The organism is Rhizobium sp. BK251, from assembly GCF_004345245.1.
In the GTDB taxonomy this organism is placed as follows: Bacteria; Pseudomonadota; Alphaproteobacteria; order Rhizobiales; family Rhizobiaceae; genus Rhizobium.
The window spans coordinates 110,089-132,442 of sequence record NZ_SLUQ01000012.1 but is presented as its reverse complement, the minus strand read 5'-3'; the positions used below and the strand labels follow the sequence as shown (position 1 = coordinate 132,442).

At 59.7% G+C, this 22,354-nt stretch carries 21 protein-coding genes and 1 pseudogene; 11 read left to right on the top strand and 11 right to left on the bottom strand.

What is annotated here, in order from left to right; translation table 11 throughout:
- Positions 1–610 precede the first annotated feature (610 nt).
- From EV286_RS27405 to EV286_RS27395, 3 genes are read left to right on the top strand one after another with little or no spacing between them, the layout of a single operon-like run.
- Positions 611–1,363: an ImuA family protein gene (locus tag EV286_RS27405; protein ID WP_132960413.1), complete on the top strand. Its 753-nt coding sequence runs from the start codon at positions 611–613 to the stop codon at positions 1,361–1,363.
- Positions 1,287–2,798, top strand: coding sequence for a DNA polymerase Y family protein (locus tag EV286_RS27400; RefSeq protein WP_132960412.1), 1,512 nt, complete (start codon positions 1,287–1,289; stop codon positions 2,796–2,798). Before EV286_RS27405 ends, EV286_RS27400 begins: the two co-directional genes overlap by 77 nt.
- Complete coding sequence (locus EV286_RS27395) at positions 2,795–6,052, top strand: error-prone DNA polymerase (protein WP_132960411.1); 3,258 nt, start codon at positions 2,795–2,797, stop codon at positions 6,050–6,052. Before EV286_RS27400 ends, EV286_RS27395 begins: the two co-directional genes overlap by 4 nt.
- Before the next feature lie 201 nt (positions 6,053–6,253).
- Here EV286_RS27395 and EV286_RS27390 read toward each other — a convergent pair whose 3' ends face one another.
- The 7 genes from EV286_RS27390 to EV286_RS27360 all read right to left on the bottom strand — a co-directional run bounded on the left by EV286_RS27390 (position 6,254) and on the right by EV286_RS27360 (position 11,491).
- Positions 6,254–7,114, bottom strand: a complete 861-nt coding sequence (locus EV286_RS27390) for an NmrA/HSCARG family protein (protein WP_132960410.1) — start codon at positions 7,112–7,114, stop codon at positions 6,254–6,256.
- Positions 7,115–7,184: 70 nt separating this feature from the next.
- Positions 7,185–7,997 (bottom strand): SDR family oxidoreductase, encoded by an 813-nt coding sequence (locus tag EV286_RS27385; RefSeq protein WP_132960409.1) that lies wholly within the window; start codon positions 7,995–7,997, stop codon positions 7,185–7,187.
- Between the two features lie 57 nt (positions 7,998–8,054).
- On the bottom strand, positions 8,055–8,558 hold the full coding sequence (locus EV286_RS27380) for an SRPBCC domain-containing protein (protein ID WP_132960408.1): 504 nt from the start codon (positions 8,556–8,558) through the stop codon (positions 8,055–8,057).
- Between the two features lie 3 nt (positions 8,559–8,561).
- Positions 8,562–9,164 carry an NAD(P)-binding domain-containing protein gene (locus EV286_RS27375; protein WP_132960462.1) on the bottom strand — a complete coding sequence of 201 codons (603 nt, stop codon included), beginning with the start codon at positions 9,162–9,164 and terminating at the stop codon, positions 8,562–8,564.
- A 56-nt stretch (positions 9,165–9,220) separates the two neighbouring features.
- Entirely contained in the window at positions 9,221–9,718 is a 498-nt protein-coding gene (locus tag EV286_RS27370) for an SRPBCC domain-containing protein (protein WP_132960407.1), read from the bottom strand.
- 219 nt (positions 9,719–9,937) lie between these two features.
- Positions 9,938–10,831 carry a LysR family transcriptional regulator gene (locus EV286_RS27365; RefSeq protein WP_132960406.1) on the bottom strand — a complete coding sequence of 298 codons (894 nt, stop codon included), beginning with the start codon at positions 10,829–10,831 and terminating at the stop codon, positions 9,938–9,940.
- A 99-nt stretch (positions 10,832–10,930) separates the two neighbouring features.
- The gene (locus tag EV286_RS27360; protein WP_132960405.1) at positions 10,931–11,491 is read right to left on the bottom strand and encodes a TetR/AcrR family transcriptional regulator; all 561 of its coding nucleotides are present in this window, start codon (positions 11,489–11,491) and stop codon (positions 10,931–10,933) included.
- Positions 11,492–11,590: 99 nt separating this feature from the next.
- Here EV286_RS27360 and EV286_RS27355 point away from each other — a divergent pair, with 99 nt between their 5' ends.
- The 3 genes from EV286_RS27355 to EV286_RS27345 all read left to right on the top strand — a co-directional run bounded on the left by EV286_RS27355 (position 11,591) and on the right by EV286_RS27345 (position 13,920).
- Entirely contained in the window at positions 11,591–12,247 is a 657-nt protein-coding gene (locus tag EV286_RS27355; protein WP_132960404.1) for an NAD(P)-binding domain-containing protein, read from the top strand.
- 40 nt (positions 12,248–12,287) lie between these two features.
- Complete coding sequence (locus tag EV286_RS27350) at positions 12,288–13,235, top strand: SDR family oxidoreductase (RefSeq protein WP_207909936.1); 948 nt, start codon at positions 12,288–12,290, stop codon at positions 13,233–13,235.
- 64 nt (positions 13,236–13,299) lie between these two features.
- Positions 13,300–13,920: an NAD(P)-binding domain-containing protein gene (locus EV286_RS27345; RefSeq protein WP_132960403.1), complete on the top strand. Its 621-nt coding sequence runs from the start codon at positions 13,300–13,302 to the stop codon at positions 13,918–13,920.
- 18 nt (positions 13,921–13,938) lie between these two features.
- Here EV286_RS27345 and EV286_RS27340 read toward each other — a convergent pair whose 3' ends face one another.
- Positions 13,939–14,373, bottom strand: coding sequence for a helix-turn-helix domain-containing protein (locus EV286_RS27340; protein WP_245500852.1), 435 nt, complete (start codon positions 14,371–14,373; stop codon positions 13,939–13,941).
- A gap of 62 nt (positions 14,374–14,435) precedes the next feature.
- On the opposite strand from EV286_RS27340, the gene EV286_RS27335 reads away from it, so the two are divergent.
- The 5 genes and pseudogenes from EV286_RS27335 (at position 14,436) to EV286_RS27315 (ending at position 19,508) form a co-directional block, all read left to right on the top strand.
- Positions 14,436–15,170, top strand: coding sequence for an SDR family oxidoreductase (locus EV286_RS27335; RefSeq protein WP_132960402.1), 735 nt, complete (start codon positions 14,436–14,438; stop codon positions 15,168–15,170).
- 71 nt (positions 15,171–15,241) lie between these two features.
- Positions 15,242–15,436: pseudogene (locus EV286_RS27330) on the top strand (NAD(P)-binding domain-containing protein); the annotation flags it as partial.
- Positions 15,437–15,904: 468 nt separating this feature from the next.
- Positions 15,905–17,509 carry a hypothetical protein gene (locus EV286_RS27325; protein ID WP_132960400.1) on the top strand — a complete coding sequence of 535 codons (1,605 nt, stop codon included), beginning with the start codon at positions 15,905–15,907 and terminating at the stop codon, positions 17,507–17,509.
- A complete protein-coding gene (locus tag EV286_RS27320; RefSeq protein ID WP_132960399.1) occupies positions 17,499–18,512 on the top strand; it encodes an alpha/beta hydrolase family protein in 1,014 nt (337 codons plus the stop codon). The genes EV286_RS27325 and EV286_RS27320 overlap by 11 nt, the downstream gene beginning before the upstream one ends.
- A 411-nt stretch (positions 18,513–18,923) precedes the next feature.
- Entirely contained in the window at positions 18,924–19,508 is a 585-nt protein-coding gene (locus tag EV286_RS27315; protein ID WP_132960398.1) for a hypothetical protein, read from the top strand.
- 62 nt (positions 19,509–19,570) lie between these two features.
- Here the strand turns inward: EV286_RS27315 and EV286_RS27310 are convergent, their stop codons facing one another.
- Genes EV286_RS27310 through EV286_RS27300 form a run of 3 tightly spaced genes read right to left on the bottom strand, consistent with a single transcriptional unit; the run spans position 19,571 to position 22,351 of the window.
- Complete coding sequence (locus EV286_RS27310) at positions 19,571–21,589, bottom strand: hypothetical protein (protein ID WP_132960397.1); 2,019 nt, start codon at positions 21,587–21,589, stop codon at positions 19,571–19,573.
- Positions 21,555–21,947, bottom strand: coding sequence for a hypothetical protein (locus EV286_RS27305; protein ID WP_132960396.1), 393 nt, complete (start codon positions 21,945–21,947; stop codon positions 21,555–21,557). The genes EV286_RS27310 and EV286_RS27305 overlap by 35 nt, the downstream gene beginning before the upstream one ends.
- Positions 21,948–21,952: 5 nt before the next feature.
- Complete coding sequence (locus EV286_RS27300; RefSeq protein ID WP_132960395.1) at positions 21,953–22,351, bottom strand: hypothetical protein; 399 nt, start codon at positions 22,349–22,351, stop codon at positions 21,953–21,955.
- Positions 22,352–22,354: the final 3 nt, after the last annotated feature.

Genomic DNA, 22,354 nt, shown 5'->3' with positions numbered 1-22,354 from the left:
CCTCCGTGTTCTCCATGGATTGTCCTACCTCTCTATGCGCAAATTCGAGACTGGTTCATTCGACCGATCGGGTTTCAAGGCACGGAAATCGGGTCTGACACCTGTCGCCGTCAGGGCCGGTCATTCTTTCACACCCCAGCGCGGCCTGCCTTCGCAGCCTCGCAAATGAGAGGCTCGCGCCGTGAAGTTTCACCAATACGGCGCGGTCGTACGCGCCCTTTAATCCGCAAGCTTTGCATTCGACCTCGATGGTCGGCAGAGTGACGTCTTTCAGTTTGGGGCCGGAAGAATTGTCCGGTTGCGGTCGTCGTCTTCCCAATCTCTTCTCCGATGCTCCCGTTTGAGGCCGGGCGCGGCTCAATATTCAAGGGGTCTTCCACAGGCAAGGCGTCCACCATGACAAAAATATTTTCGATGATGGCAACTACTTACGACTCGCGGCTACGGTTTTGATTCATCTCGCTAATCTTTCGAATCACTAATCTTCAGGAATAGATTCCTGTTCGAAGGGTACCTTGACGCCAAGATCCATACGGAACAGAAAGAGAACAATCAAGTTTCCAAGCGACATGATGTCGTCCCATCCACCGCGATTTCAAAGGATTCGTGAATGCCTTCGGCTGCGCGCGAGCTAGCCATCGCCGAACTGCGCGAACGCATCTCCGCTTTGGAAGGCGGCGTCGCGAAGCGAAGGGAGTGCCTGCCGTTCGGTACGCCGGCCATTGATGCGGTCCTTCCCGCGGGCGGTCTCGCTCACGGCGCCTTGCATGAAATCGCGGGCGGCGGATCCGGGACGGTCGACGGCGCGGCGGCCGCGCTCTTTGCAGCGGGGATAGCCGCGCGGACGAAGGGTCCCGTCGTCTGGTGCATGACGCGACCGGACCTCTTCTTTCCAGCCCTTGCCCAGGTTGGCCTCCATCCGCAGCGGGTCGTTTTCGTGGAAGGCGACAAGGAAGAGGACGTCCTGGCAAGTATGGAGGAGGCCCTCTCGTATGGAGGCCTAGGCGCGGTGGTCGGAGAGCTTGTCCGGCTTCCCATGGTCGCCTCTCGCCGGCTGCAGCTTGCGGCCGAGAGGACCGGCACGATGGGTATCGTCGTGCGGCGCTGGAGACGGCAAACGGAAGCCAACGATTTCGGTCAGCCTACGGCCAGCACGACACGTTGGCGGGTCAGCGTCCTGCCTTCGGAAGAGCTGCCCGTTCCCGGCGTCGGCAGGGCGCGGTGGCTTGTGGAACTGATGCGAGTGAAAGCGGGGGAGTGTGCTGAGTTTTGCGTAGGAGCATGTGATGAGCAGGGTCGTATCGATATTTCTTCCGGATCTGCCGACCGATCGGATACGTCGCGACGATCCGTCCATACCTGACGATCAGCCGCTCGCCGTCATCGCGAAGAGCGGATCGAAGCGCTGGGTGACGTCGGCCGACGCCGCCGCAAGGAAAGTCGGCGTCCGCGTAGGGATGCCCGCGGCGAAAGCTCAGGCTTTGTTTCGCGGCCTGAAGCTCGTCGACGCCGATCCCGCCGCCGACGCGCTGACGCTGGAGCGGATCGCACTCTGGGCGCTGCAGCATTACTCGCCGATTGTCGCCCTCGACGGCACCGATGGTCTGGTTCTCGACACTGAGGGCGCAGATCATCTGCAAGGAGGCGAGCAGCCTATGGTGACGAAGATCTTCAATAGCTTCCACGCGAAACGGCTGAAAGCCCGCGTCGCCGTCGCGGGCACCTGGGGTGCCGCACATGCCTGCGCCCGTGCGATCAAGCGCGAAACCGTCATCGTCCCTTCAGGCGAGACGTTCCGCGCCGTCGAAAAGCTTCCCATCTCGCTCCTCCGCCTCCCGGAAAAGACCGTCGCTGATCTTCGCGTGCTCGGCTTTCAATCCATCGGCGAATTGTCGGCGACGCCGCGCGCACCGCTCGCCCTGCGTTTCGGACCGGAGCCCGGCCGTCGTCTCGACCAGATGCGCGGCTTGAAGCCGGAACCGATCGACCCGATCCGGACTGCCGAGATCGTCGAGGTCTCCCGCAATTTTCAGGAACCGATCGGTGCCGCCGAGACCATCGACAAGTATGTCGGCAGGTTGGTCGTCCAGCTCGTCGCGGAACTCGAAAAAAGAGGACTGGGCGTCCGGCGCACCGATCTCTTCGTCGAGAAAGTCGACAATACCCGGCAGGTCATCCGGGCTGGAACTGCCAAGCCAGCCCGCGACGTCGCCTGGCTGACGAAATTGTTCAAGGATAGGACGGAGAAGATCGAACCCGGCTTCGGGATCGAGAAGCTGACGCTCACCGCCGCGGCCACCGAACTCCTCGAGGAAGAGCAGCGGTCGTCCTCGCTCGTTGAAGAAGAGACGACCGACATAACGCCGTTGATCGACACCTTCGGCAACCGCGGCCAGCGCGTGTTCCGCGTTGCCCCGATCGCGTCGGACGTCCCTGAGCGCAGCGTCCAGCGCATTTCCGCGGCGGCGGAAGAGACGGCCGAGACCTGGGTCGGCCACTGGCGTCGTCCCGTCCGGTTGCTTGCTCGGCCGGAGGTGATCGAAGCGATCGCCCTAATGCCCGACCATCCTCCGCGCAGCGTCACCTGGCGCGGCAACCGCCACAAGGTCGTGCGCGCCGATGGGCCCGAGCGCATCTTCGGAGAATGGTGGCGCAGGCCGGCCGAGCTAGAAGCGGTGAGAGATTATTTCATGATCGAGAACGAGCGCGGCGAGCGCTTCTGGATTTTCCGCGCGGGCGACGGCGTCGACCTCGAGACCGGCAGCCACGAGTGGTTCATGCACGGGCTGTTCGCATGAGGTACGCCGAGCTCCAGACGACCACCCACTTCTCCTTCTTACGAGGCGCGTCGTCTGCCGACGAACTGTTCGCGACCGCCAAGGAGTTGGGCATCGAAGCGCTCGGCGTCGTCGACCGCAACTCGTTGGCGGGCATTGTTCGCGCGCTCGAAGCGTCGCGCGCAACCGGGTTGCACCTCGTCGTCGGCTGCCGACTCGACCTGCAGGACGGCATGTCCATTCTCGTCTATCCGACCGACAAAGCGGCCTACTCGCGACTGACGCGGCTGATCACGCTCGGCAAGGGGAGGGGTGGCAAAAACAACTGCATCCTGCACTTCGCCGACCTGCCGCCCTATGCCGAGGGCCTGATCGGCATCCTCGTTCCCGACATGCCGGACGACCTCTGCGCGGTGCATCTGCGGCGCATGAAGGACGTGTTCGCTGACCGCGCCTACGTCTCGCTCTGCCTTCGCCGTCGGCCGAACGATCAGATGAGACTGCACGAGATGGCGAACATGGCGACGCGATACAAGGTAAAGACGGTCGTCACCAACGACGTGCTGTTCCATGAGCCGTCTCGCCGCCAACTGCAGGATGTCGTCACCTGCATCCGGGAAGGGACAACCATCGACGAGGTTGGATTCGACCGGGAGCGGTTTGCCGACCGCTTCTTAAAGCCCCCGGAGGAGATGGAGCGCCTGTTTCCCCGCTACCCGGAAGCACTCGCACGCACGATGGAGATCGTCGACCGCTGCAAGTTCTCACTCGAAGAACTGACCTACGAATATCCGGAGGAAGCCATCGTCGAAGGGATGGACGCCCAGCAGTCGCTTGAGCACTACGTTCGCGAATATCTTCCGGACCGATACCCGGAGGGTCTTCCGCAAAAGGTGTTGCGCGCCGTCCGGCACGAACTCGACCTGATCAAGGAGATGGATTATGCGCCCTATTTTTTGACGGTGTTCTCGATTGTCAAGTTCGCCCGTAGCCAGGGCATTCTCTGTCAAGGTAGAGGAAGTGCTGCGAACTCAGCGATCTGCTACATCCTCGGTATCACGAGTATCGACCCAGAGACGAATGACCTTCTATTCGAGCGCTTCGTCAGCAAAGAGCGTAACGAGCCGCCGGACATCGACGTCGACTTCGAAAACGCCCGACGTGAAGAGGTCATCCAGTGGATCTACAAGACATACGGGCGTGAGCGCGCCGCCCTCGTCTGCACCGTCACACGCTACCGGGCGAAAGGCGCGATCCGCGATGTCGGGAAAGCGATGGGCCTGCCTGAGGACGTGGCCAAGGCCCTGTCGGCAGGCCTATGGTCGTGGAGCGAGGAGATTACCGAGAAGAACGTTCGGGACCTTAATCTCAATCCGGACGACTACCGGCTCGTCATGACGCTCCGGCTGGCCCGCGAGCTGATAGGGGCCCCTCGACATCTCGGCCAGCATGTCGGTGGTTTCGTCCTCACGCGATCGCGCCTGGACGACCTCGTTCCCATCGAGCCGGCGCGCATGGAGGACCGGCAGGTCATCGAGTGGGACAAAGACGACGTCGAGGCGCTTAAGATGATGAAGGTTGACGTCCTGGCGCTTGGCATGCTGACATGCATGTCCAAGGCCTTCGACCTTATCCGCGAGCACAAGGGCGAGGATCTCGATCTCGCCAAGATCCGCCACGAGGATCAGGCGACCTACGCGATGATCCGAAAAGCCGACACCTTGGGGACGTTCCAGGTCGAATCCCGCGCCCAGATGAGCATGCTGCCGCGACTAAAGCCACGAACGTTTTACGATCTCGTTGTCCAGGTGGCGATCGTTCGGCCGGGGCCCATCCAGGGCGATATGGTCCATCCTTATCTTCGACGTCGCGAGGGCAAGGAGAAGGTCGAATATCCGACGCCCGAACTGGAGGCCGTCCTCGGAAAGACCTTGGGCGTACCTCTCTTCCAGGAAAGCGCCATGAAAGTCGCAATGGTCTGCGCCGGGTTTACGGGCGGGGAGGCGGACCAACTCCGCAAGAGCATGGCGACTTTCAAATTCACCGGCGGCGTGTCGCGGTTTCAGACCAAGCTCGTCGAGGGAATGGTCAACAACGGGTACTCGAGAGACTTCGCCGAACGCACTTTCAAACAGCTCGAGGGGTTTGGAAGCTACGGTTTTCCGGAAAGCCACGCGGCGTCGTTCGCGCTTATCGCGTATGCCTCCTGCTTCATCAAGTGCCACTTCCCGGACGCGTTCTGCGCCGCGCTGATCAACAGCCAGCCGATGGGCTTCTACGCGGTCGCCCAGATTGTGCAGGACGCGCAGAAACACGGCGTCGAAATCCGACCGGTATCGGTCGTTCACTCGCGCTGGGACTGCACCCTTGAACCCATTCCGGGTACCGAGCGTCATGCCGTCCGGCTGGGCATGCGCCTTGTTGCAGGCCTCGCCAACCTCGACGCCGCGCGGATCGCCGCCGCCCGCATGGACCGCGCGTTCGAATCCGTAGACGACGTCTGGCGCCGCTCGGAGGTTCCGGCTGAGGCGTTGAACCAACTCGCGGAGGCCGACGCCTTCAAGCCCGCCTTCGGGCTCGAGCGACGCGATGCGCTATGGGCGATCAAAGCCTTACGGGACGAACCCCTGCCATTGTTCGCCGCGGCGTCCGAACGCGAGCAGAACGCCGTGGCCGAACAGCAGGAGCCGGAGGTCGTGCTTCGCCAGATGACGGAAGGCCACAATGTGATCGAGGACTATGGTCACACGGGGCTGACGCTCCGCCAGCATCCGATGGCTTTCCTCCGCAAGGACTTGGAAGCGCGCCGGATCGTCACATGTGCTGACGCCATGAATGAAAAAGACGGCCGCTTCATGATGATCGCCGGCCTCGTCCTCGTCCGCCAGAAGCCGGGCTCGGCGAAGGGCGTGATGTTCATCACCTTGGAGGACGAGACTGGGCCAGCGAACGTCGTCGTCTGGCCGACATTGTTCGAGAAGCAGCGTCGGATCGTCCTTGGGGCGTCCTTGATGGGCATCCACGGGAAAGTGCAGCGGGAGGGAGAGGTCGTCCATCTCATCGCGCGGCAGCTTTTCGACCTGTCCGGCGATCTGTCTGCTTTGGCGGACCGTGATCTCGACGTCAGGATCCCGACTGGTCGGGGCGACGAGTTCGCACACGGATCGCCTGGAAGTCCGGACGCGCGGGATAAATCCGTGATGAAGACCAGGGACATGTATGTCCCCGATCTCCACATCGACACCCTCAAGATCAAGGCACGGAATTTTCATTAGTCCGCGATAGCGCCATGGGACAGCAGCCACATCCATGACGCTGGCGAAATTGCTGCGGGCCCGTCATTTCGAGATGGGCAGTAGCAGGCGTCAAAGCTTCGTGGCTGGGAGGAGTTTGATGTCGACGGTCATATTGGCGCCTCCTCGAGACTAGGTTCTGCGATGACTGATCGAAAAAGAAAGCGATCAGCTACATGTCTTTTACTCTCCCGAAGCCTTATCCCAATATGTATCCAGCCATTGATCAAAGGTGTGGGTCAGCGGATATTCTCGTCGCACCTCATCAATGTTGAAGTGAAATCCTTTTTCCTCGAACCAGTGGTACATCATCGTCAGTTCCCCTCCCATGTTCTTCTCGAAATGATCCCAGGAAACCTGAACATACTTCACCTCCCGCGAATTCGCGCGGTCAAAAGCATCGGCAATCTGCTGCATCGACAATTCATCGCCCGCCAGGGAAAATATTCTGTCCTTCCATTTGTCGGGGTGCTCAAACGCGAGCGCTACAAACGCGCCAATGTCATCCACAGCTACCATCTGCAAGCGCGCTGTCGAGCTTAATGGCTGCTGGAGCTGCCCGCTCCTGATCGACTCGCCGAAGCCTCGGTACCAGTTCTCCATGAAAAAAACGGGTCGCACGATCGTGTACGCCAAGCCACTCGATCGCAGATGCTCTTCCACCTTGATCTTGCTTTCGAAGTGGGGAAGGCCTGTCTCTTCGTCGGCCGAACCTACTGAGCTGTAAACGAAATGGGTGACGCCCTGCCGCTTCGCGGCCTCGATGACCGCCACTCCCTGTTGAATTTCATTGGCCGAATATGGCTGCACGGAGAATACGCCATACACACCATCCATCGCGCGCGTTAGGCTGTCGGGGTCGTCGAGACTTCCCTGAAATACTTCCGTCCCCTGTCCCCTCAGTTGATGGACTTTGTCGCTATTGGGATCCCGCACCAGCGCGCGCAGCTTGAACCCTTTCTTCTGCAGATGCCGGTACACGGCGCTTCCTTGCCTACCGGTGACGCCTGTCACCAAAATGATTTGCTCGCTATTCTTCGACATGAAAACTTCTCCTTTGCCATTTGTTTGAGGCTTGTGCTGATGTGATTGTGAGCCGGTCGAACGCAGGGTATCAACCGATGGAGCGCACCACGCCGCCATCCACGCGCAGCGCCGCGCCGGACGTCGCGGAGGCCTGCTCCGAGCACGCGTAGACGATCATGTTGGCGACCTCGTCGGTCGTCGTGAAGCGCTTGATGAGCGTGGTTGGGCGCAGCGCCGCCAGGAAGCCCTGCTCGGCTTCCTCCTGCGTTATTCCGTTCGCCTCGGCCTGCTTCGCTATGAAGTCGCACAAGATCTCGGACCGGGTTGGCCCCGGCAAAACCGCGTTGACAGTGACGCCCGTCCCGGCGACCGCCTCGGCAAGCCCACGTGAAACCGCGAGCTGAGCGGTCTTGGTCATGCCATAGTCGAGCATTTCCTTAGGGATGTTGACTGCGGATTCGCTGCTGACGAACACGACACGACCCCAGCCTTTCGCCACCATGCGCGGCAGGTATTGGCGCGCCATGCGGACGCCGCTCATCACGTTCAACTGAAACAGGCCGAGCCAGTCCTCGTCGGGGATTTTCGCGATGGCCTCGATGCCGTTGTACTCGCGGATGTATGCTGTCCCGACGTTGTTCACGAGGATGTCGGCTTCGGGTGCCTGCGCGAAAACGGTCTCGGCGCCCGCCGCCGTTGAGAGATCGGCGGCGATGCCGGTGATGTCGCTGTCGGGGAAGACCTGTCGCATCTGCCGCACCGCTTCGTCGACACGGGCGCGTCCACGGCCGTTGATCACGAGCGATGCGCCGGCGCGCGCCAAGCCTTCGGCGGTGGCACGGCCGATGCCCGCCGTTGAGCCCGTAACGATCGCCTTTCGACCTTTGAGTTCGATATTCATGTGATTCATCTCCGTTCTATTTTTGGGGCGCTTAGCCCGGTCGCGCGGACAGGCGCGTCACCCTGCGTTCCGCGCGACTTCCGCTTCCGCAGCTGCCGCAAGGCTTTCAACCCATAGCTGGTGATAGCGGTAGAGCGCGCCCGGATGCTTGCGCCCGAGCTCCTCGAGGAACCAGGGACCCTGCTGCGTTTCCTCGGTCAGCACATGACAACCGTCCGCCGTGGGCGTAATCACCCAGCCGTGGTAGGCGCTCGAACCTGTATCGTCGCTATCAACCGTCGTTGCCCAGGCGAGCCTGTGGCCAAGCACGCATTCCGTCACGACGAGGCTCATCGGAAAACCGACTGTTACCCGACTGTATCGTGTCCCTAGGGCCAACTCCCGCTCGCCGCTTAGGATTTTGACCTGATCTTCGGCGGGGAAGTACCGCGACCAGTTCTCCGCATCGACAAGCAGCTTCCAGACCACTTCGGGCGGCGCCTTCACGTCGATGTCGTTGAGTGCGTAGATGGCCGAGATTTTTGGGTCGTATCGCTCAGGCCAGATGACATGGTCATACATTGCTCACGCCCCCTTCTTGAACAGATCCTGGAAGATCAGCGGCGCCCAGCTCTTGTCCCGCGCCTGTACGAGCGATCCTCCCTCCGCTAGCTTTCCCAGCCAGACCGGTGCGAACCCCAGTTGCTCTGCCAAGGAGCGCACGGGGGTAGCTGCCGCGTCATCGTCGCTCGAAACGAAAATGACCCGACGGCCGCCGCCAATGGCCGGGTCCGCCGCTAAGGCCGCTGCGGGCAGATGATTGAACGCTTTGACCAGTCGAGCGCCGGGTAGTGTCCGTGCGATGACGGCCGAGGAAGGAAGACCGCCCAAGTCTTCGACGGGAACGCCATAGGCATTCGTGACATCGATCACCGTCTTGCCTTTCCAGCTTGCTCGCCCCTTTGCGACCTCCCGGTGCTCCCAGAACGGGACCGCCAGAAAAATGATGTCAGCTTCAAGGGCTTTCTCCAGCGACTGAGGAACGACCTTCGGGCCGATTGCGCTCGCCTGCGGCGCCAGCGCCTCGGGCGATCGCCGGCTGGCGACAGCGACTTCTATGCTCTTACGGGCGAACATAGTGGCGAGGGCCTGACCTACTGCGCCAAAACCGATAATAGCGTAACTCATGGTTCTTCTTTGACCTGTGTTGGTGTTGATTGCGCCGATCTTCACCGGCTCGGGATCTATTTCGCGGAGGATCTGCCGCGCTTAATTGCAACCTTGGCGAGGTCTTCCAGAAGCTTCTGGTGCGTGCGCCAAAAGATGTCTGGCGCCTGCTTGGCCTGCTCGATCCATAGCGGCCCCTGCATCGTCTCTTCGGTCCAGAGATGCGTGCCAGTCGGCGTGGGGGTGATGATCCAGGCGTGATACGCCTTGGAGTCGAGAGACGCTTTGGGGCCGCCGCCCCAGGCGATGCGGGTCATCGGCTCGAATTCCTGGACCGACGCATAGACGTCCTGGCCAGCGAGATTGGTCTCGAACCGTGTGCCGAGATGCAGTGACTCATGGCCGTCGAGTAGCTCGACATGCTCAACACCAGGATAGAAGCTGGGCCAGGCGGTGTGATCCACGAGCAGGGACCAGATCGTGTCAGGGGAGGCCGCGACCTCCAGTTCATTTGTAAAATGGATCGGCGACCGGCTAGGGGCCATATCCGGCGGCCATTTGATTGCTTCGTACATATCGATCTCGATGTTCTTATTGCTCGTGATCAAGAGGCGATCGCTGCAATTCCCGCTGACGGGATGGCAGGCCGGCTCGCTGACGAGTCGATATGTGGGATGACGCGTAGATTGGCGGGATTCCCAAATTCCCGACATCGGTTGTGCATATATGCACCACATCCCGTGTCAGCACGCTTGCTGGGCAGGGAGTATTACTGACCCTCTAGTGATTACTCCTCAGTTGTTGGGTACAAGGCCCGCGAGGAGCGGCGCATAGGCAGAAAGCCGCCGGGACAGGAACTCGGTGAAAAGCCGCACTCGCTTCGTCTTGCGGGTTTCGCCGTGCGTCAGCAGCCATAAAGTGCCATGCCGCTCCAAGCCGGATCCGGGAACGCGCGTCAGCAATGGGTCGGTATCACCAACGAAGCAAGGCAGCGAGGTCATACCCAGCCCCTGCTGGACGGCGACGATCTGAGCTGCGGCATCTGTGGTCCGGAACGGTATCTCCGATGCCGGAATATTGCTTTGATGGAACTTGTCGAGATCACCATATCTATTCTTTACGATCCAGCGGATCGGCACGTCTGCATCGGCCCGCCACGAAGCCAGCAGTTTGCGCGACATATACACTCCGGACGATATTTCCGGCCCTTTCAGGCCATGCAGGTTTTGTGGGAGCGTGTTGCGATCAACGACCACACGGATCGCAACATCTGCTTCCCGGTTGGTAAGGTTGACCGGTTCATAGGAGGACAGAATCTCCATCTCGACATCAGGATAAAGCCCCGCAAATGCGACGAAGTCAGGCATAAGGAGATGCGACGCCACCGTCGGGGCCATTGTGAGACGCAAGCGGCCGCGTACGCCTTGGTCGCGACCAAATACCCTAGTTTGCAGTTGATTTGACGACGCCGCCATCTGTTCGGCGAATTCAAGAACTTCCTCGCCCGCATCAGTGAGCCTATAGCCGGAGGGCAGCTTCTCGAACATCTGCGTCCCAAGCCGATCTTCTAGTTGGGCGATGTGCCGAAGTACGGTGGAGTGATTTACCTCAAGCCGCTCAGCGGCCGCCCGGACTGAGCCCTCGCGGGCTACAGCCAAAAAATAACGTATGTCATCCCAATCGTTCATCTATGTGCTACCCACGTGACTGTGCGAGGTGCGCGCAAGCATATCGGTTAAAGTCTGCACCACCAATATGGTCCAACGCCGGTCGAGTCATAGCGCTGCCTACGTATTGATGCCGATGTGCTCAATCAGGATGGCCCCCATAACGAGGTGGACGAGATGGTCCGCCCGCGGCGCGAATGAGGGCTGGTCGACCGCCCAGCCGATAGCCGTCATCAGGGCGAACAGGTCGTCCCCGTTCATGTCGCCGCGCGCGGTACCTTCGGCCTGTGCATGGTGAAGTAGCCGTGCGCTTGCTGAATGCACCGCTGCGCAAGAGGCATAAAGAGCGGAGTCCGGGTTTGCGTGGGCGCTCGCCATCATCGCGACAACGCCCCGATATCCTCGGGCGAATGCAATCCATTCGCGGAACCAGGACATAAGCGCGTCAGGTGCATTCGACTTTTCAAGTTCGTCCGCCCTCTGCGTCAGTGCGTCCAGGTCCGTACATACAAGCGCTTCGAACAATGCTTCTCGGGTTGGAAAGTGGCGCAGCAGCGTGGCCAGCCCGACTTCAGCTCGGCGGGCGATGTCGCGCATCGACACGTCGCTACCGTGCTCGGCCACGGCCTCGCGCGCGATTGTGAGGATATGGCTGTAATTTTTTCTGGCGTCAGCTCGCATGGGCTCTCTTGATAATCGGATCAGTGATCCGTATATGTGGATCAGTGATCCAATTGATTCGGATCAGTGATCCACAAGATATAGAGCGTGTGTGTGCCAATGGAAATAGGGACGCCCAATACAAGCATTGTCAGCATCATCGGATCAGGCGGGATGGCCTCTGCCATCGGCGGCCTTGCCGCCAAGGCCGGGCACATCGTCGAGGTGATGAGCCGCGACCCTGCCAAGGCGCAGGCGCTGGCCGAGCGGATCGGACCCCGCGCTTTGACGCGCGAATTTGGAGCCGAGCCAGCCGGGCACATCGTCATCCTGGCAGTTCCCTATTTAGCCGTTCTGGACGTGGTGAAACATTACGGCGAAGGGCTGGCTGACAAGCTCCTGGTGGACATCACCAACCCCATCAAATCCGATTTCTCGGGCTTCCTGTTCCCCAAAAGCAGTTTCGGCGCGCAGCAGATCGCCAAGGCGGTCCCCGCAGGTGCGGAAGTCGTCAAAGCGTTCAACACGGTGCCTTCGCAGGCCCTGGCTGTCGGCTCGGTCGGGGGCCGTCCGTTGGACGTGTTCATCGCTGGAGACGCCCCACAAGCGAAGGCGCGCGTGTCGGCCTTCACTGAGAGCCTGGGACTGCGCCCGATGGATGTCGGACCGCTGACCATGGCGTGGACGCTAGAGCACGCCTGCATGTTGTGGCTGGGCCTTATGACCCACTCCATCAAGCACACCAACTTCTCGATCGGTGTCAGCCTTCCCGGCTGACCAAACCCCGTCCCATTTCTCACTCTGCCCAAAAGGAACAATGAATATGCGCGTTTTCGTCACTGGTGGGACCGGCCACATCGGTCCGTACATCATCTCCGATCTCATCGCAGCCGGCCATGAAGTTACCGCCTTGGTCCGGTCGGCCACGGCGGCGGCGGCGGTATCCGCCCAAGGCGCTAAGTTACGTCGCGGGGATATTTCGGACCTCGATGGCCTCAAGTCGGCGGCGGAGGAGTCCGATGGCGTCATTCACGTCGCGCACCGGCAAGACCTGCTCCCGTCCGGCGGCCTGGACGCCGTCGCCGCTGCGGAAACCGAGATCATGCTCGCATATGGCGACGCGCTGGCCGGCACAGGAAAGCCGCTGGTCGTGTCGGGAAGCATTGGATCGCCTGGCTGGGAAGGGCTGGGCAGGCCAGCCACTGAGGAAGATCCGGCCCTTCCGGGTGGGGATCGGTACAAGGGCACTCTGCGGGTTCGTAATATCGTAGAAACAACTGTAATCGGCCTCGCGGAGCGGGGCGTGCGATCCTCGGTCGTTCGGATTTCTCCTATTGCGCACAGCACGACCGACAATGCCGGCTTTCTCCCGGTGCTGATCGGGCTGGCGAAGGAGAAGGGCGTTGTCGGCTACCCCGGCGACGGCACGAACCTGTGGCCGGCAGTGCATAGTCGTGACCTCGCCTCCTTGTTCCGCTTGGCCTTGGAGAAGGGACCGGCCGGTAAATCCTGGCACGGGGTGGAAGGCGACAGTATCCAGTTTCGCGAGATCGCCGAGGCCATCGGCGCCCGCCTCGGCGTGCCCGCCGTGAGCATTCCCTTGGATGTACTGATGTTGCCGGGGTACTTCGGGTTCCTCGCGAATTTGGTCACGCTGGACCTTCCGGCGTCCAACCTCATCACTCGGCAGACGCTCGGCTGGGAGCCCACACAGCCCCGCCTGCTCGCCGATCTGGACAACGGTCATTACTTCCCTGCCGCCTGATGCCGACGGGAGAGCCCCAGGTCATCAGGACCTCGGCGAAACAACAACCACGAGGATATAGCATATGAGCACTATCAGCATCATTGGATCAGGGGGCATGGCCGCTGCGATCGCCGGCCGCTCCGCCAAGGCGGGATACACTGTCGAGGTAATCGGGCGCGACATGGCCAAGGCAAAGGCGCTGGTCGACAAGCTCGCGTCCGGAGTGACGACAGGGACGTATGGCGCGGTCCCCGCCGGCGACATTGTCATCCTCGCTGTACCGTACTCCAGCGCGGCCGCGGTGGCGGCCGACTACGGCGCCGCACTCGACGGCAAGGTGATCATCGACATCACCAACTCGGCCGCTCCCGACCTCTCAGGCCTCCTCAGCCCAAGCGGCAGTTCTGGTGCGCAGGAAATCGCCAAGGCCCTCCCCGCCGGCGCACAAGTTGTGAAGGCGTTCAACACCATCTTCGGGCACGTGCTTGCCAAGGGTGGACGCCTCGATGCCTTCTTCGCAGCCGACGACGCGAAGGTGAAAGAGCGCGTCTCGACTTTTCTGGAAAGTGTCGGGCTGCGTCCGCTGCACGTCGGCGGGTTGCACATGGCGCAGTCGCTCGAAGCGGTAGGTCTGATGATGATCGGTCTGGCGAAAAACGGCGCCGGCACCTGGGACTTCGCCCTCAAGATGGATATCGGCTGAATGCGGCGTTGCTTGGCCCTATCCGTCCACGGCGACCGTGCGGTCATCGGCAGGCACCTGGGGCGAACTGTCTCGCTCGGCGAAGATGCTCACCATCTCCGCCATGTTCTCGGTTCCCCAGGTGCACAGCGGAACGATCGCATCGGCCAGGCTACGGCCGAGCGGGGTCAACGCGTAATCCACCCGTGGGGGTACTTCCTTGTAGTCCGTGCGCGTCAGCACGCGATCCGCCTCCAGTTCCTTCAATTGCTGGATCAGCACCTTGTGGCTAACGCCCTGGATCACCCGCTTGAGCTCGCCGTAACGCTTGGGTCCATCAAGCAGGAAGTACAGGATCTGCGGCTTCCACTTGCCTCCGATAACGCGGAGCGTGGCGGCGAGCCCGTGGGAGTAGCGGCCACCACAAACTTCAGAGCAGTCGGTCATTTTTTCCATACTTACCAAAAGGTGCATTCTTGTCATGAGGTAAGCATTCCCCGATCTTCGTGCAAGTCAAAACACGAAGGAGACAAGATTTGACCAGACTGAATGGAAAGACTGCCGTGATCACCGGCGGTGCGACCGGCATCGGCCGCGCTGCGGCGAAGCGCTTCGTCGAGGAGGGCGCTTTCGTCTTCATCTTTGGCCGCCGGCGGGAAGCGCTTGACACCGCCGTGGCCGACCTCGGACCCAATGCCCGAGCAGTACAGGGCTCGGTTTCCGACGAGGCCGACCTCGATCGCCTGTACGGGGCGGTCAAGGCCGAACGTGGAACCCTCGACATCGTCTTTGCCAACGCTGGGACGGGAAGCCCGCTTCCGCTCGGCCAGATCACTTCCGAGCACATCGACGAAACCTTTGACACCAATGTGAAGGGAATGATCTTCACGGTTCAGAAGGCGCTGCCGCTGATGCGCGAAGGGGGTTCGATCATCCTGACCGGATCGAGCGCCGGCACCACGGGCGCCCCGGGATTCACTGCCTACAGCGCAAGCAAGGCGGCCGTGCGCAATCTCGCGCGGACCTGGGCGGAGGATCTGAAGGGCACCGGAATCCGGGTCAACGTGCTGTCGCCCGGAGCGACGGCCACCGAACTCGCGAAGGAAGCGCTTGGTGAGGAGGGTCAGAAGGCCTACGGCGCGATGACCCCGCTCCAGCGTATGGCCGATCCGGCCGAGATCGGAGCCGTGGCTGCCTTTCTCGCTTCGGCGGACAGCAGCTTCATGACCGCCAGCGAAGTCGCCGTAGACGGCGGCCTCGCCCAACTCTAGGGGCCCCGCCCGGTGAGGCGCTCCACTCAAACTTTTGGAGCGCCCTGGGCGATGAAATTGAAGGAAGACACATGAGCTACGCAATCATTAGCTTCGGCAACATCGGGCAGGCTCTGGCGAGGGCCTTTGCCCGTAAGGACATCGAAGTGTCCGTTGCAACCAAGCCCGACCCAGAGAGCATTGCATCTGCTGCGGCTGCGATCGGGGCCACGGTCATTCCCAAGAGGTTGGAGGACGCCGTAAAGGCCGATACCATCTTCCTGGCTGACATCTCTCGAAACGAAATGAAGATCGTGGTAACTGCAGCCTGAAGCTGTCTCGTCGGCAAAGTTCTCTGTTGTCGGAGTCAAGTTCCATAAACAGGATTATGCGATTTTCAATCTTTGATTGAAATACGACCGCTCATGCTTTAGCGGCGCGAAATTCGACAAGCGCCGTAAGCTATTCTTTAATCACGATCTCTTTACCATTTTTGGAACAAATTTCCGCGCATTTTGCACACGCAAGAGCTGTTTTTTCTTTTCGCCCGCGCATTCCCCGTATATAAAGTTGTCATCAGCAGCGCCGACGTCGCCCTGACGGACGCGGAGACTAACCGTCGCTCTGTGGCAGTTTCCCCATGGCTTCGATGAGGACGAGAAGGGACTCCACGTCATCGATCGGAAGGGCTTCACATAGGCGGAGGGCCCCGCTGTGCATATGGGAAAACTGAACACATTTGAGCGTCTGAACCATTGGAAAAGAACGGGAAGATTTTTGTCGCCCCGCCCAAGGACGGCAGCGACTTCAAAGAACTGTTTAAGCAGTTAGCTGCTGTGGGTGCGGGCCGTCCGGTCGGCATTGACGGCTTTCCGCAGGGGCCATGGACCCCGGAGCTCCTGGCAGAGGCGATTACGCAGATCGACTCCAATCGGGCCGGAGTCGATTTACGGACGGTCCAACTATGGTTTCAAGAGAACGACAAGGGGATCAGCCCTTCCAATATCAACTGGTTGGCTCGGATCTTCGGCTGCGATGATAGGGAAGCGACGAGCGAATGGCTCCTGGAGCTTAGCGCAGCTCAAGCCCGCCTCACTGCCAAGAGACGAGATTCAAAGAAAGCGACTTCTGCTGCAGCGGCACCAGATAATCCCGGCCCGGTGACCGGGCAAATTCAAATGCAACATGCGGACGACGAGGGACAAGACGGCGAGCGCGTTCCGCAAAAAAAGGGCTTCAGCTTGGCCCAACGAACGGAGGCGCTTTTTGGTAGCGGATCTCCCTTGAACCTTCCCGCGTCCACATTCGCTGGCGCCTCTGCCCTCGGATTTTTGTCGTACATCGTCGGGATACACAGCGTAACATACAGTCGGCCAGATGGGGTCGTAAAGCAGGTCGGCTTCCTGTGGGCTCCGAACTGGACGTTCCTGTTCATGGTACTTTTACCGCTATTTTTTTCGTTTGTGACAGAGCTGCTACTCCTTTGGAAACAGGACGCGCGCTACAGGCTGTTGGCGCAAACGAACCGGTTTGAACGCAAGGTCGCCTGGGCACGCAACGTCCAGGCCTATTCTTACTCGTACGCGGCGGTTTTCGTGATTTGCGTGATATTCGCCGGTGTTTTTCAATGGATTGGCGTGTGCTTGATCCCACTGTTGCAAGGTGGTGGCGACTACGCCACGAGTTGGGGCACGGTGGCAAACGTACAACCTGATCTCATATCAGTGCCGGTGGAGATCGTTTTCACTGGGCTCGCATACCTGTACATGTGCCTCTGCTTCTATCTGTTCTTCGCGGGTCTTATTTTGCTCCACACGATCATCCACGATTTCTGGAGAATAGAAGAAGGATTGATGCCGCGGCTTGGAGGGGAGCATCGTCCAGACTGCGTAGTCCGCATCAGAGTCATGCGGGGAATTTTCCGGTGCACCATCGTTGGTATCCTGGTTGCCATATGTATGAAAGTTCAAAGCTCATACCTGAGCTCGGACGGAGCGGATATTGTAGACTGGATAGTCCACGATTTGTTTTCGGTCGTATATCGTGACCATCACGCCGCCAACACCTTCGGCTACAGAATGCCGACGCACTACAGCAGTCTCCTTGTCGCCATTTCGGCCTGTGTCGTTTTTCTCTACGGCTCCATCCGCCTGAATGTCGGAGCGCGGTTCCGTGAGGCTTTGTGGAAGATGTCGGCGGTCGTTGGCCTGCTCTTCGCCACTTATTTGTTGATCGATGCCTTTGACGGCTTTTCAATCATTCTCATCGCGGGAGTGCTGGTTGCGACATACGGCCTCTTTGATCCAGAGTTCGGGCTGCCGCGATCGCGCAAATCGGAGAGCAATCAGGGTGTATCATAGGTGGCTGGATCGTTGGGACGAACGTCGAGCCCAACGCGGTGAAGAAGTTAAGGAAGCAACGGATTTCATCCTCGACTCCGGCCGCGCCTTCCCCGGCGCGGAGGAAGCAGACTCTCTCGAGGAGTTTTGTGTCCTTGCGGACCACGCTGTGTCCGATCCAAGCTTTTACGATGAGCCGGGACGGAGCGTGCAAGGGTTTGAAAGGCACGACGGGTGGCTCACGTTCCCTTCGGAGATCGCCACCGACGTGGACGAGAACAACACCGTTTGGGCAAAACTCACCGAAAGTGGCTCGCGCGATCAGGTTCTGGTCATTTTCCATCATTGGAATGCCCGCGCCCGACAACGCCAGATCGCCGGATTCTTCTCGAAACGTGGGGTAACGGTCGTGGAGATTGCTATGCCCTATCATTTCGAACGCAGCCGACCCGGCGCGCTGTACGCCGATTATATGCTCAGCTCAAATCTCGGCCGCACGATCCAATCTGTAAGGCAGGCTGTATGGGATGGGCGGAAACTCATCCGGTGGCTGAAGAGCGAAGGCTACGGAGAGATCTCGGTTCTTGGCATGAGTCTGGGTTCGTGGGTGGCGGGTCTGATCGCAGCGCATGAACCGGCCGTATCGAAAGCTTCGCTGTTTTTGACGGCTGGAAGTCTTGCAGACATGGTTTGGACTGGACGCGCGACGCGCTCGATCCGCGAGAGCTTAGAACCGGCCATTGGACTCACGGATCTGCGGAGGGCATGGGGTCCGCTGAATTTGGAGAATTTCACGCATAAATTGGCACGGCCCGAACTCGCGCTTCACGTGGTCTTCGCAACAAGAGACAAAGTAGTGTTGCCCGCGCTAACCAAAAGCTTCATCCGAAAACTGCAACAAGCAGGAGCGAAGCCGAGCGTTCTGAAGCTGAACTGCGGTCACTATTCGCTCGCGACGCCCCCGTACATTTTCTTGGCAGGTTGGAGCCTGAAGCGTTTTTTGTCGCGCGCCGCTACATCATAGATTGAGACGTCCAGACGCCCACGTACATGAGCAGGTTGGTTTTAGCGACCCGTCTTTTGCATGAACTTTGGAGAATCCCCTTACCCGGCGAATTTCCTGCCAAGCCCGGAAGCCAAGAATTTCATCTGGGGGCCAGACTCGAGGCCCAAAAAAGGAAATCTTCTTCTACGCCCCGAGCCGTCTCTGTAAAAATTCGAAAAATATAAACAAGGACTTGCTGGCGCCATTTCGTTTCGTTTCGGTTGGTTTCGCATCATATCGTGCAATCTGCGGTAATCGTCGTTTTTATCAATTATCAAAAACTGGAAGGCGTCTCGCAACTCAGTCGCGGTTCGGACTAACCCAATGTTCCACGGCCACCGACTGCGGATTGCAGCGTTTGAAGGAAGCGAAGCCGGTATGAGAGCAGCTATGGAGACGGTCGTACTCGACGATCGCGGCATTCAAAGACGAGAGGGTTCAGTTGGCTTAGTCATTTTTGAGCGTGATGACTTGCTGCTACGGCACAGGCCGGAGTTTGGAGACCAGACGCTGGGAGATATCGACACAAGATTCCTGGCAATGCTTCAGGAGTTGCGCGACATCAACATCCGCTTCGGGTTCATTTCGCACCATACGGCTTCCCCATTCGATCGTAGCGCACGCATTGATAGTGCAACGCTTACGCGGTTGCTCGACGATCTTCTGAAGGTCTCGGGCGCCGTACCCGACTTCTGGATGGAGGCGATCCATTCACCGAGCCAGGGTCAAACCCGGCACTGGCCCTCGACCTCTGACCTCGATGTGATATTGAAACTGACTGAATGGTATGAAGTCGATCCGACGATGACGGTCGTGGTGCGCAAAGGAAATTTCTCTCGTTTCAGCAAAAAGACGCCTGTTTTCACGGAAATTCTTTATCCAGGATCAAGTGCCGCTGGCTCCTCCGACATCGATACGCAGGCCACAATGGTCTGGCTTAAAACGACGATCAAGCACGCTTTGAAACTGCCGTAAGTCTCATTTCGGCAATCAGGGCCAGTTCTACAAAAGCGGCCTTGCTCACGCAGGCCATTCAGCTACCGGCTTCGATCCCGATCCTTATACTGTGGTGGGCGAAGTTTGATCGATTTTGACTGATCGCGGTCACGCCGTTGATTACCTTGGCGTTCCGTGCGATTTTTCTCAGAGCTATCGTGGTCGGCATTTGAGCGTGCTATGCGGGATTGATCGACGGTACGGTTGCTCGAAGTCTTGTTATCGAGTCCCTGCTCCGCTACGTGGTCGCGACCAGTCGCAGACTTCGTTTCCAAGCTATCCGAAGAGCGTTTCGCCTTACCGACCTCTGCGCGATCTCGATTCTTGGTTACACGAGAGTCGAGTTGCAGCCCGACGACCTTGCCGATGACATTGGTCGCTTGCTCGAAGAGCAGCCGATCGGCGGGATTGGCAATCTTTGCCGCAACGCTGAGGGCAGTGGTCGCCAGCATCTCCTTCGCCGCTTTCGACTGAGCAGCGCTGATGGGTGTGGATCGCAGCATGTGTTCTTCTCCTTTCATTCTGGTGGGATCATGTCCGTCGCGCACGGCTACTTCCAACCGACGGTATTCGCGCTGCAGGCCAAGCGACAGATCGTGGCTCAGTTCCCGCGCCGTGCTCGGTGCACTTCGGTCCTTAGCAATGCCTTCCAGCATTTGGATGACGCGCCCAACTGAGTGCCGGGTCTGATCAAACCGCTTCCTCGCGTCTTCCAGCTTCGGCGCGGTGGGCGTGTCGCGAAGCTTGGATATCACCTTGTCGACAACATTCGTGGGTGCTGTCGCGCCCATGCGGTGAAACATCTCCCATTCCCATCGTTTGATGGGCGGTGGACCAGCACGCTCGACACGCTTTTGACGATCAATCGCTATTCCGCGCTCCCGCGCCTTTTCGGCGAAGCGGGTGCGCCACTCGGTGAAGTCGCGGATATTGGGGTTGAGCATCTTGCCGCTGGCATTGCGCAGCGCGACGATCACATGCAGATGCGGATGCTTCTCAAGGTCGTTGCGATTGTGGACAGCATAGGCATATCGGTGGCCGGAGAACTGCTCTTTTAGAAAGTCACGACCAGCCAGGACAAATCGGTCACGGTCGACATTGGCTGGGCCCGACAACAACAGATGCATGAAATCGCGCGGCTGACGGGTCTGCATCAGCGCGGCGACTATCCTACTCTCGACCGTAAGCTGCTTATGATCGCTTGTCGTCATCTCGCGCCGGTCCGTGGCTTGATAATAGCGGCCGCTCCTGCCCGGGCGCTCCTCGATGTGGGCCTTCGTCGAAAGCGTGACCTCCGCGCCTTGCCGCTGCATCGCATGGAGCGTCGCGGCCAGCCCCTTCGGACCGCTCGAAAACTCCACCGGATAGCGCGAGACTGGCGCCACTCCTTCCATCCGCAATGCTCTGTCCACACGCGCATCGATCGCGTGCACGTCATCCATTTCGGCGGCTATGCGATTCTGGCTGCCCCGATCGGATCGGTCCCTCTTCTCGTGCGCGATCACCAGCGCCAGGTTCAGACGGGTTTGTCCCTTTACGCCCTCGCTAACGCTGAACGCGTAGGTCCGATCGGAATCACCAACATCGCGGAACCCGTCGGACGCAAGCGAGCTCAATGCGCGGGCAACGTGTTCCCGGTCGGTACTCTCCAGCTCATAGGTCAACCGTAAAACGTCCTTGCTTCCTTTCCTGTTTCCGAACTCCCGCTCCCAGGATCGGACTTCTTCGCTAAGATCGGTGACCTCACGGCCATCCTGATCGTGTGCCTTTTCCTCCTTGCTTTGATAGGCAAGCACGTTGCGAGCCGAGGCCGCACCTGCTCCATACGACAACACCTTGACGACGACGGCGTTATTGCCACTCGCCCGACTTAAGGCTGTCGCCGCGCCGGCGTTCCGCCCAACCGAGGGGACCCCCACCTTTGCCCTCACCGGCGCCTTTTTGGTTCCACCGCCACCGCCGCCGCGGCGTCGAAGCTCATCCTCGATGAGGTCGAAATAGCTCGGTAGTCTGCGGCCTTCAGGCTTAGACCCCGAGCGACTTCTGGAGAGGTCGTTCATCGTGTTTCCTGATCAGGTCGGCGATAAAAGTGGATGGTCTCACAAAGGCTGCATCGCGGATCGAATCCACGGCGGCCATCACCTCGCCCAGCTTGGTCATGATGGCGGCGGCGAGGATGGCTTGGTCGCGCTCTTCCGACAGAAACTCCTCGTTGCGAAAGGCGAGCTCGCGGAGGAACTGGTGCATGTTTGCCAGCTGCCGTTCGTGCTCTTCGAGGATCGCAGGTATATGCATAATCTCCCTGGTGACGATGAGCTTTGCGACAAGATTGACGGAAATATCGAGCCGGCCGGCAAGCAGCTCCACATTGCCGAGGACATGGGCCGGTAAACGGAACATGACGGCCGGTTCGCGCATCGCCCTCACAGCCCCCTCGCCTTCAGCGCTTCGAGGATCAGTCTGTGGGTCGCCGATGAGAGCTGCTCATGCCGTTCCAGCGATACGCGGAAAATCTTCGTCAGCACGTCATCGTCGAGGTAGAGGGAAATACGCTTCCTCTTCACGGATCCCGTAATTTCGTCGGCTTCTATCGCCTGCTCTTCTCGAGTTTCTCTTCTGGCTGGAGGACGGCCGAGCTTTGACCTTGGCTCCCTATTGACGCTCGGCTCCTGCGCCTGGGGACGATCCTCCGGCATCAGCTTGTCGAGATCGAGGGCTGTCGGCATGTAGGAGGTCGCATCCTCCTCCACGTCCCTCGCCTGATCCTCTCTCGATCGGGCAAGGGCGAGAATATTGCCAGCCGGCGTTCTTTCCCTCGACATCGC

What these genes read in the sequence shown, in the direction of transcription:
- EV286_RS27405 (WP_132960413.1), top strand. Translation starts at nt 611, where the DNA reads ATGCCTTCGGCTGCGCGCGAGCTAGCCATCGCCGAACTGCGCGAACGC.
- EV286_RS27400 (WP_132960412.1), top strand. Translation starts at nt 1,287, where the DNA reads ATGAGCAGGGTCGTATCGATATTTCTTCCGGATCTGCCGACCGATCGG.
- EV286_RS27395 (WP_132960411.1), top strand. Translation starts at nt 2,795, where the DNA reads ATGAGGTACGCCGAGCTCCAGACGACCACCCACTTCTCCTTCTTACGA.
- EV286_RS27390 (WP_132960410.1), bottom strand. Translation starts at nt 7,114, where the DNA reads ATGTCGAAGAATAGCGAGCAAATCATTTTGGTGACAGGCGTCACCGGT.
- EV286_RS27385 (WP_132960409.1), bottom strand. Translation starts at nt 7,997, where the DNA reads ATGAATATCGAACTCAAAGGTCGAAAGGCGATCGTTACGGGCTCAACG.
- EV286_RS27380 (WP_132960408.1), bottom strand. Translation starts at nt 8,558, where the DNA reads ATGTATGACCATGTCATCTGGCCTGAGCGATACGACCCAAAAATCTCG.
- EV286_RS27375 (WP_132960462.1), bottom strand. Translation starts at nt 9,164, where the DNA reads ATGAGTTACGCTATTATCGGTTTTGGCGCAGTAGGTCAGGCCCTCGCC.
- EV286_RS27370 (WP_132960407.1), bottom strand. Translation starts at nt 9,718, where the DNA reads ATGTACGAAGCAATCAAATGGCCGCCGGATATGGCCCCTAGCCGGTCG.
- EV286_RS27365 (WP_132960406.1), bottom strand. Translation starts at nt 10,831, where the DNA reads ATGAACGATTGGGATGACATACGTTATTTTTTGGCTGTAGCCCGCGAG.
- EV286_RS27360 (WP_132960405.1), bottom strand. Translation starts at nt 11,491, where the DNA reads ATGCGAGCTGACGCCAGAAAAAATTACAGCCATATCCTCACAATCGCG.
- EV286_RS27355 (WP_132960404.1), top strand. Translation starts at nt 11,591, where the DNA reads ATGGAAATAGGGACGCCCAATACAAGCATTGTCAGCATCATCGGATCA.
- EV286_RS27350 (WP_207909936.1), top strand. Translation starts at nt 12,288, where the DNA reads ATGAATATGCGCGTTTTCGTCACTGGTGGGACCGGCCACATCGGTCCG.
- EV286_RS27345 (WP_132960403.1), top strand. Translation starts at nt 13,300, where the DNA reads ATGAGCACTATCAGCATCATTGGATCAGGGGGCATGGCCGCTGCGATC.
- EV286_RS27340 (WP_245500852.1), bottom strand. Translation starts at nt 14,373, where the DNA reads ATGCACCTTTTGGTAAGTATGGAAAAAATGACCGACTGCTCTGAAGTT.
- EV286_RS27315 (WP_132960398.1), top strand. Translation starts at nt 18,924, where the DNA reads ATGGAGACGGTCGTACTCGACGATCGCGGCATTCAAAGACGAGAGGGT.
- EV286_RS27310 (WP_132960397.1), bottom strand. Translation starts at nt 21,589, where the DNA reads ATGAACGACCTCTCCAGAAGTCGCTCGGGGTCTAAGCCTGAAGGCCGC.
- EV286_RS27305 (WP_132960396.1), bottom strand. Translation starts at nt 21,947, where the DNA reads ATGCGCGAACCGGCCGTCATGTTCCGTTTACCGGCCCATGTCCTCGGC.
- EV286_RS27300 (WP_132960395.1), bottom strand. Translation starts at nt 22,351, where the DNA reads ATGTCGAGGGAAAGAACGCCGGCTGGCAATATTCTCGCCCTTGCCCGA.